Below are 8,365 nucleotides of genomic sequence, written 5' to 3'. Positions count from 1 at the left end.
AATTGCAGGATCCGGAAGGCGCGATCGACCGCGAACGGCGTCGAGCGCACCGAGAGCCAGGACACGATCGCAACCAGCACCAGCGCCAGCAGGAAGCCGACCAGCGGCGACAGCACGATCGCGAGCAAGGTCTTGGTGAGCCCGCTCCACACCGCCGCCGAGATGCCCGCCTTCGCCATGCCGGCGCCGACCAGGCCGCCGATCAGCGCGTGCGAGCTGGACGAGGGAATGCCCAGCGCCCAGGTGATCACGTTCCAGGCGATCGCGCCGACCAGCGCGGCGAAGATCACGGTCGCATCCACCACCGACGGCTCGATGATCCCGGTACCGATCGTGTTGGCGACGTGCAGGCCGAACACCGCGAAGGCGACGAAGTTGAAGAACGCCGCCCAGAACACCGCATATTGCGGCCGCAACACACGAGTCGAGACGATGGTCGCGATCGAGTTCGCGGCATCGTGCAGGCCGTTCAGGAAGTCGAACAGCAGCGCGACCGCAATCAGGATGGTCAGGACCGGAAGACCCAGCGTGGCGTCCACGTGATGGCCCGCCTTACACTTGCTCGATAACGATGGAGTTGATCTCGTTGGCGACGTCGTCGAAGCGGTCGGCGACCTTCTCCAGGTGATCGTAGATCTCCGCGCCGACGATGAAGTCCATCGTGTTGGCGTCGCGGTGCTTCAGGAACAATTCCTTGAGCCCGATATCATGGAGATCGTCGACCCGCCCCTCGAGCTTGGTCAGCTCCTCGGTGATCTGGGTCAGCATCGAGACGTTCTGTCCGATCGCCTGCAACAGAGGCAGCGCGCGGACGACCAGGTTGGCGCATTCGACGATCAGGGTGCCGATCTCGCGCATCGGCGGCTCGAACTCGCGCACCTCGAACAGCATGACGGCCTTGGCGGTCGCCTGCATCTGGTCGACCGCATCGTCCATCGCGGTGATCAGGTTCTTGATATCGCCGCGGTCGAACGGGGTGATGAAGGTGCGGCGAACCGCGGTCAGGACCTCGCGGGTGACGCTATCGGCGTCGTTCTCGAACTGGTTGACCCGCTGGCAGAAGACCGGGGTCTCCTCGCCGCCCTTCAGCATATCCTGCAGCGCCAGCGCGCACTGCACGGAGGTCTGGGCGTGGCGGGCGAACAGGTCGAAAAATCGCTCTTCCTTGGGCAGAAAGGCGCGAAACCAGCGCAGCATGTCTCAATTCCATCATTCCGGGACAGCCCTTTTAGCGACTGTCACAGAACTGTCATAGAGCATCTGGCTGGGAAAATACCCGGATCGACCGCCCGAACCGGCGGTCGTCCACCGCTAAGTCGGCAGCAAATCGCGTGCCCTGCCCTACAGCGACCGCCGCAGCAGGTGGGCCAGTTCGCCGACCAGGCCGCGCCGGAACAGCAGCACGCAGGCCACGAAGATCACGCCCTGGATCACCGTCACCCACTGGCCGAAACCGGCGAGATATTGCTGCATGGCGATGATCACGAACGCGCCGACCACTGGGCCGAAGATGGTGCCGAGACCGCCGACCAGCGTCATCAGCACGATTTCGCCGGACATCGACCAGTGCACGTCGGTGAGCGAGGCGTTCTGCGCCACGAACACCTTCAGCGAGCCGGCAAAGCCCGCCAGCGTGCCCGACAGGATATAGGCCAGCATCTTGTACTGGTCGGTCTTGTAGCCGAGCGAGATCGCGCGCGGCTCGTTCTCGCGGATCGACTTCAAGACTTCGCCGTATGGCGAGTTGATGGTGCGGTAGATCAAGAGAAAGCCGGCGAGGAATCCGACCAGCACGACGTAGTAAAGCACCATCGGCTTCGACAGGTCGAAGATCCCGAACAGGTGCCCCTGCGGGATGCCCTGGATGCCGTCTTCACCATGGGTGAACGGCGCCTGCAGATAGATGAAATAGAGCAGCTGCGACAGCGCCAGCGTGATCATCGAGAAGTAGATGCCCTGGCGGCGGATCGAGATGAAGCCGGTGACGAGGCCGAGCAAGGCCGCCGCGGCGGTGCCGGCCACGATGCCGAGCTCCGGCGGCAGCCCCCACACCTTCAGCGCATGGGCCGAGACGTAGCCGGCGGTGCCGAGGAACATGGCGTGGCCGAACGACAGCAGGCCGCCATAGCCGATCAAAAGGTTGAAGGCGCAGGCGAGCAGCGCAAAGCACAGCGCCTGCATCACGAAGAAGGGATAGATCCCCGTGAACGGCACCACCGCCAGCAGCACCGCCATTACGGCGAATACGATCATCTCGTCGCGGATCGCGCGCGGCGTCACCGGAAGTGTATCGTCGGTCAATGCTGACATATCAGGCCGCCCGTCCCGTCAGTCCCGTTGGCTTCACCAGCAACACCACCACCATCAGGACAAACACCACGGTGTTGGAGGCCTCGGGATAAAAATACTTGGTCAGTCCCTCGATCACGCCGAGCGCGAAGCCGGTGATGATCGAGCCCATGATCGAGCCCATGCCGCCGATCACGACCACCGCGAACACCACGATGATGAGATCGGCGCCCATCAGTGGGCGGACCTGGTTGATCGGCGCCGACAGCACGCCGGCGAGCGCGGCAAGACCGACGCCGAGCCCGTAGGTCAGCGTGATCATGCGCGGCACGTTGATGCCGAAGGCGCGAACCAGCGTCGGATTCTCGGTGGCGGCACGCAGATAGGCGCCGAGCTGCGTCTTCTCGATCAGGAACCAGGTGGCAAGGCACACCGCGAGCGAGAAGATGACGACCCAGCCGCGATAGATCGGCAGGAACATGAAGCCGAGATTGACGCCGCCCTTGAGCTGATCCGGGATCGAGTAAGGCAGGCCGGAGGAGCCGAAATAGTTCTGAAACACGCCCTGGATGATCAGCGCCAGCCCGAACGTCAAGAGCAGCCCGTAGAGATGGTCGAGCCCGGCGAGCCATTGCAGCATGGTGCGCTCGAGGATCATGCCGAAAATGCCGACGATGATCGGCGCGATGAGCAGCGCCCACCAATAGTTGATGCCGCCCAGATTGAGCAGGAAATACGCCACGAAGGCGCCCATCATGTAGAGCGCGCCGTGCGCGAAATTGATGATGTTGAGCATGCCGAAGATGACGGCGAGCCCCAGACTGAGCAGCGCGTAGAACGAGCCGTTGATCAGTCCCACCAGAAGCTGTGCGTAGAGAGCCTGCATCGAATGAGCTTTCGCTGGATAGATGAAGCCCGCCGACCACGCTCATGGCCGGCGGGCATGATCGTCACTTCTTCAGAAGCGCACAGGTGCTCTTGTCGAGCGGCGTGAAGGCCTGGTTGCCCGGCACGGTGCCGACCAGCTTGTAGAAGTCCCACGGCCCCTTGGACTCCGAGGGCTTCTTCACCTCGAACAGATAGGCGTCGTGGGTGACGCGGCCGTTGGCCTCGACCTCGCCCTTGCCGAACAGCGGATCGTCGGTCGGGATGGTCTTCATCTTGGCGACCACCTTGGCGCCGTCATGCGGATTGCCGCCGAGCGCATCCAGCGCCTTGAAGTAATGCGTGAGGCCCGCATAGACGCCGGCCTGCACCATGGTCGGAGGAGCGCCGCTCTTCATCTTCTCCGAGAAGCGCTTCGAGAAGGCGCGGGTCTTGTCGTTGAGGTCCCAGTAGAACGTCTCGGTGAAGTTGAGGCCCTGCGCGGTCTCCAGCCCGATCGCCTTGACGTCGGTGAGGAACAGCAGCAGCGCCGCGAGCTTCTGGCCGCCTTTGACGATGCCGAACTCGGCAGCCTGCTTGATCGAGTTGGTGGTGTCGCCGCCGGCATTGGCGAGACCGATGATCTTGGCCTTGGAGGCCTGCGCCTGCAGCAGGAACGAGGAGAAGTCCGCGGTGTTGAGCGGGTGCTTGACGCCGCCGACCACCTTGCCGCCGTTGGCGAGGATGACGGCGGTGGTGTCGCGCTCCAGCGCCGCGCCGAACGCGTAGTCCGCAGTCAGGAAGAACCAGGTGTCCCCGCCCGCCTTCACCAGCGCCTGGCCGGTGGCGTGCGCCAGCATGTAGGTGTCGTAGGTCCAGTGCACCGTATTCGGCGTGCACTGCGCGTTGGTGAGGTCCGAAGTCGCGGCGCCCGAATTGATGTAGACGCCGTTCTTCTCCTTCACGACGTTGTTGACCGCGAGCGCGACGCCGGAATTCGGCACGTCGACGATGGTGTCGACCTTGTCGACGTCGAACCACTGGCGGGCGATGGTGGTGCCGATATCTGGCTTGTTCTGGTGATCGCCGGAGATCAGGTCGATGGTCCAGCCCTTGGCCTTGAGGCCGGAGTCCTCGATCGCCATCTGCGCCGCCAGCGTCGAGCCGGGGCCGGCGAGGTCGGCATAGAGGCCGGACTGATCCGACAACACGCCGATCTTGACTGTCTTGTCGTCAGCGGAGGCGACGCCCGCGACGGAGAGCACCATCGCGGTGCCGAGCAGAAGCGCTGAAATCGTATTCCTCATGGCGTATTCCCTCAGTTCTTAAATTTTCTGGCTCCGGCGATTTCAAACGCCGAGATAGGTATGCAGCTTGTCCATGTTGGCCGACAGCTCCGAATTGGCGAAGCCGTCGATCACCTTGCCGTGCTCGACGATGTAGTAGCGGTCGGCAACGGTCGAGGCGAAGCGGAAATTCTGTTCGACCAGCAGGATGGTGAATCCCTGCGACTTCAGGCGCGCAATGGTGTGCCCGATCTGCTGAATGATGACCGGCGCCAACCCTTCGGTCGGCTCGTCCAGCATCAGGAAGCGCGCGCCGGTGCGCAGGATGCGCGCAATCGCCAGCATCTGCTGCTCGCCGCCCGAGAGCTTGGTGCCCTGGCTGTTGAGCCGCTCCTTCAGGTTAGGAAACAGCGTGAAGATCTGGTCGAGCGGCAGGCCACCGGGGCGCACCACCGGCGGCAGCAGCAAATTCTCGCGGACGTCGAGGCTGGCGAAAATGCCGCGCTCTTCGGGACAGAATGCGATGCCGAGCCGCGCGATGCGGTCGGAGGTGGCGCGGATGATCTCCTTGTTGTCGAAACGGATCGAGCCGGTACGCTTGCCGATGACGCCCATGATCGACTTCAGCGTCGTGGTCTTGCCGGCGCCGTTGCGGCCGAGCAGCGTCACCACCTCGCCCGCCTTCACGTTGAAATTGATACCGTGAAGAATGTGCGACTCGCCGTACCAGGCCTGCAGATCACTGACCGTCAGCACCTCGGCGCCGGCCGCAGCCACGGGCCTCTCCGCCAGTTTTGCCTCAGCCATGACCCGCTCCCAGATAGGCTTCCTTCACGCGCTCGTCCTTGGAGAGGTCGGCGTAGTTGCCCTCCGCCAGCACCTGCCCGCGCGTCAGCACGGTGATGATGTCGGAGAGGTTGGCCACCACCGAGAGGTTATGTTCGACCATCAGGATGGTGTATTTGGCGGAGATCCGCTTGATCAGCGCCGCGATCTTGTCGATGTCCTCGTGGCCCATGCCGGCCATCGGTTCGTCGAGCAGCATCATCTCGGGGTCGAGCGCAAGCGTCGTTGCAATTTCGAGTGCGCGCTTGCGGCCGTACGGCATCTCGACCGCCGGGGTGTTGGCGAATTCGCTCAAGCCAACGTCGTTCAGCAGTTCATGGGCGCGCGGATTGAAGCGGTCGAGCACGGTTTTCGAACGCCAGAAATCGAATGACGAACCGTGCTGGCGCTGCAGCGCCACGCGGACGTTTTCCAGCGCGGTCAGATGCGGAAATACCGCCGAGATCTGGAACGAGCGCACCAGCCCGAGCCGCGCCACGTCGGCCGGCGGCATCGCGGTGATGTCCTGGCCCTTGTAACGAATCTGCCCGCCCGTCGGCTTCAGGAACTTGGTCAGCAGATTGAAACAGGTCGTCTTGCCGGCGCCGTTCGGCCCGATCAACGCATGGATACTGCCGCGACGCACCTTCAGCGCAACGTCGCGAACGGCAAAGAAACCCGCGAATTCCTTGGTCAATCCGCTGGTTTCGAGAATGAACTCATCGGCCAAATAGATTCCCCCATACGCCATCGCCGCGAAGCCCGTCGCCCGCGTGGCCAGCTTTTTTCGTGTCCGACAGGTTGTCCGTACGTCTTGGAAACCGTCCGGGGGCCTGTCGCCTCCGGGCCGGAATATGCCGTCATCTGTGGCGGTTACGCAAGGTGGAAAGCTGTGCAGTGCAGTATTGGCACGACCAGTTCCGGTTGATCCTTAGTCGAATGGCCTTCGAGCGCGCTTTGCGCCTCGGAAAGCCGTCGTTAAGGGTGTTTTGCTCCGGACTTTCCTTTTCATAGAATATTTCCGCCTCTCGCCGAAGCTGCTGCCATTGTATTAAGGGCGGTCAGAGCCTTGCATTTCGAGAGCGCCAATTCCTCGGTCATCAAGTCGATCCGGCAACGTGATTTTCTGAACACGTGGCTGCGACTTTATGCCCGTGGCCAAACCATCCCGCGGATCGATGAATTTCAGCCGGAGCGGATCGAGGAAGATCTGCCCGACACCGTGTTCTTCACCGTCGACGCGGCAGTCGAGCCGCCGCAACTGACGATCGAGAGCGACGGCACGCGGATGGCCACCGCCTACGGACATAGCGGCAAGGGACGCCTGCTCGACGACTATCTCGGACCGCGGCTCGCGCCGGTCGTGATGCCGGTCTACCACGAATGCATCGCGCGGCGGCTGCCCGCCTATACCATCACCGATATCGACGACATCTACGGTCACGTCGTGGCCTATGAACGGCTGCTGCTGCCGTTCTCGGATGGCGGGCCTGTCACGCATCTTGTCGCCTCGCTGAAGACGATCAGCGAGAGCGGCAGTTTCGAGATCCGCAATCTGATGCGCGGCAACGACGCGCTGCCGAACTTCAAGCTGTGCGCGATCATCGACCGCGACCTGTTCCACCGTGCCCCCGGCCGCATCCCGCCCGGGGATGTGCTTGAATTCAGCTAGCCCATGCCATTCAGGAGTGCCGATCCATCGGTGGTCAAATCGATCACGCAGCGGGTGCTGCTGAACGCCTGGCTGCGCGCGCTGCGCATGCCGGACGCCCTTCCCCTGCTGTGCGATTTCCACACCGACGGCACCGCCGACGAGCGCGCCGACATGATGGGTTTTGACGTGGTCGGCAGCGGTGACGCGGCCCGCTTCCTGATCACGCAGGAAGGCGCGCGGCTGACGACGGCCTATGGCAACGAGCACGTCGAGCCGCGACTGCGCACCAACCGCTATCTCGATGATGCGATCGGCCCGGAGCGCTATGCCGGCGTCATCCTCTCCTATCGCGCCTGCCTGGCGCGTAAGCGTCCGACCTACACGGTTGCGGAGCTCACCGACGCCGACGGCAAGGACGTGTCCTATGAACGGCTGCTGCTGCCGTTCGGACGTGGCGACACCGTCGAGCACATCATCGGTTCCTACAAGGCGATCAGCATCGAGGGCGGATTTCGGTTGCACAATCTGATGGGCGTCAAGGCGAAGGCCGTGCCTGTCGTCACCGTGCGGGCGGTGATCGATCGCAGGTTCGTGCCGGCGGAGCGTCCGGCGAGCCAGGATTCGGTCGAGCTGATCTAGGGCGTGTACTCATAAGCGGTGCGCGATGTCCGCTTTGCGCCAACACCGACCACCTTTGCTGCAGCAAATGACGCGATGGGCCAGACTCGGACTCATGCACCGCAGCAAACGACATGCGCGAACCGCGGTGATTTACTCAATCACCTCGTCGGCGCGGGCGAGTGATCGAGCACTTTGCTCACCGTCTCGTACCTTGTCGGCGCCCATCGCGCTCCGTTAATAGACACCACGCCGCACGGCGCGACGCGTATGGCGGTACACGCGACGGTCGACACGACGCGCAGTCACGCGGGCGCGCCGGTACGTGTAGGCCTGCGCTTGATCAACGCTTAACTCCACGCCGCGCGGCGTCACCTGCGGCGAGACCGGAACCGTCGCCAACACCACTGCTGCAAACAGCAGTCCGACAATTGAGAAAGCTCTCATTGCACCTACTCCCTGTTGTCACACTGCGTAAACGGCAAAAGCTGTCTGGTCTGTCTGCCCATTTGTCGGCCACTGTCAGCAGGAGCGTTGATCCAGATCAACGGATCAATTCGCGGCGATACGTCATTGCACCCCTGCGATAGCGAAGACTCGTTGTGTCGCGTATGTCCGCTTCGGGTTCAAACGCGGAAGTCGGAGGGCGCAACCGTGACGTCCGCTTAAACTCCGTCACCGGACTTTCGATAGCCCGCTGGGCACTTCCGAAATGGGCCAACAGAAGACACGCCGGCCATCGGTCTATGCCTGCCGCCGACGTCAATGCTCACGGTCGTCTCGCCGCTCGCTACAAACACTCAAGCATCCGCGGGCAACGAAGCAGGCC

The 8,365-nt window shown here is 63.0% G+C and carries 10 protein-coding genes; 2 read left to right on the top strand and 8 right to left on the bottom strand.

Annotated features, from left to right (window positions below):
• The 7 genes from ACVIGB_RS51550 to ACVIGB_RS51520 all read right to left on the bottom strand — a co-directional run.
• The coding region (locus ACVIGB_RS51550) for an anion permease (protein WP_456749367.1) at positions 1 to 539 on the bottom strand (539 nt) is incomplete at its 3' end.
• 13 nt (positions 540 to 552) lie between these two features.
• A complete protein-coding gene (locus ACVIGB_RS51545; protein WP_456723447.1) occupies positions 553 to 1,197 on the bottom strand; it encodes a DUF47 domain-containing protein in 645 nt (214 codons plus the stop codon).
• Positions 1,198 to 1,341: 144 nt separating this feature from the next.
• Positions 1,342 to 2,310: a branched-chain amino acid ABC transporter permease gene (locus ACVIGB_RS51540; RefSeq protein ID WP_092113368.1), complete on the bottom strand. Its 969-nt coding sequence runs from the start codon at positions 2,308 to 2,310 to the stop codon at positions 1,342 to 1,344.
• Between the two features lies 1 nt (position 2,311).
• A complete protein-coding gene (locus ACVIGB_RS51535; RefSeq protein ID WP_456723448.1) occupies positions 2,312 to 3,175 on the bottom strand; it encodes a branched-chain amino acid ABC transporter permease in 864 nt (287 codons plus the stop codon).
• Between the two features lie 64 nt (positions 3,176 to 3,239).
• Positions 3,240 to 4,460, bottom strand: coding sequence for an ABC transporter substrate-binding protein (locus tag ACVIGB_RS51530; RefSeq protein WP_456723449.1), 1,221 nt, complete (start codon positions 4,458 to 4,460; stop codon positions 3,240 to 3,242).
• A gap of 42 nt (positions 4,461 to 4,502) precedes the next feature.
• Positions 4,503 to 5,246, bottom strand: a complete 744-nt coding sequence (locus ACVIGB_RS51525; protein ID WP_456723450.1) for an ABC transporter ATP-binding protein — start codon at positions 5,244 to 5,246, stop codon at positions 4,503 to 4,505.
• A complete protein-coding gene (locus ACVIGB_RS51520; RefSeq protein ID WP_024581422.1) occupies positions 5,239 to 5,994 on the bottom strand; it encodes an ABC transporter ATP-binding protein in 756 nt (251 codons plus the stop codon). Before ACVIGB_RS51520 ends, ACVIGB_RS51525 begins: the two co-directional genes overlap by 8 nt.
• 339 nt (positions 5,995 to 6,333) lie before the next feature.
• On the opposite strand from ACVIGB_RS51520, the gene ACVIGB_RS51515 reads away from it, so the two are divergent.
• Both ACVIGB_RS51515 and ACVIGB_RS51510 read left to right on the top strand, forming a co-directional pair.
• On the top strand, positions 6,334 to 6,936 hold the full coding sequence (locus ACVIGB_RS51515) for a PAS domain-containing protein (protein ID WP_456723451.1): 603 nt from the start codon (positions 6,334 to 6,336) through the stop codon (positions 6,934 to 6,936).
• Between the two features lie 30 nt (positions 6,937 to 6,966).
• Positions 6,967 to 7,557: a hypothetical protein gene (locus ACVIGB_RS51510; protein WP_456723452.1), complete on the top strand. Its 591-nt coding sequence runs from the start codon at positions 6,967 to 6,969 to the stop codon at positions 7,555 to 7,557.
• 216 nt (positions 7,558 to 7,773) lie between these two features.
• Here the strand turns inward: ACVIGB_RS51510 and ACVIGB_RS51505 are convergent, their stop codons facing one another.
• On the bottom strand, positions 7,774 to 7,983 hold the full coding sequence (locus ACVIGB_RS51505; RefSeq protein ID WP_210284271.1) for a hypothetical protein: 210 nt from the start codon (positions 7,981 to 7,983) through the stop codon (positions 7,774 to 7,776).
• Between the last annotated feature and the right edge of the window lie 382 nt (positions 7,984 to 8,365).

It is taken from the genome of Bradyrhizobium sp. USDA 4341 (genome assembly GCF_054063755.1).
Note: the sequence above shows the minus strand (reverse complement) of the source record. Positions and strands in the feature narration are given on the sequence as shown.

Excerpts from the sequence above, each read along its gene's own strand:
- ACVIGB_RS51535 (WP_456723448.1), bottom strand. The coding sequence starts at position 3,175 with ATGCAGGCTCTCTACGCACAGCTTCTGGTGGGACTGATCAACGGCTCG.
- ACVIGB_RS51505 (WP_210284271.1), bottom strand. The coding sequence starts at position 7,983 with ATGAGAGCTTTCTCAATTGTCGGACTGCTGTTTGCAGCAGTGGTGTTG.
- ACVIGB_RS51530 (WP_456723449.1), bottom strand. The coding sequence starts at position 4,460 with ATGAGGAATACGATTTCAGCGCTTCTGCTCGGCACCGCGATGGTGCTC.
- ACVIGB_RS51545 (WP_456723447.1), bottom strand. The coding sequence starts at position 1,197 with ATGCTGCGCTGGTTTCGCGCCTTTCTGCCCAAGGAAGAGCGATTTTTC.
- ACVIGB_RS51525 (WP_456723450.1), bottom strand. The coding sequence starts at position 5,246 with ATGGCTGAGGCAAAACTGGCGGAGAGGCCCGTGGCTGCGGCCGGCGCC.
- ACVIGB_RS51540 (WP_092113368.1), bottom strand. The coding sequence starts at position 2,310 with ATGTCAGCATTGACCGACGATACACTTCCGGTGACGCCGCGCGCGATC.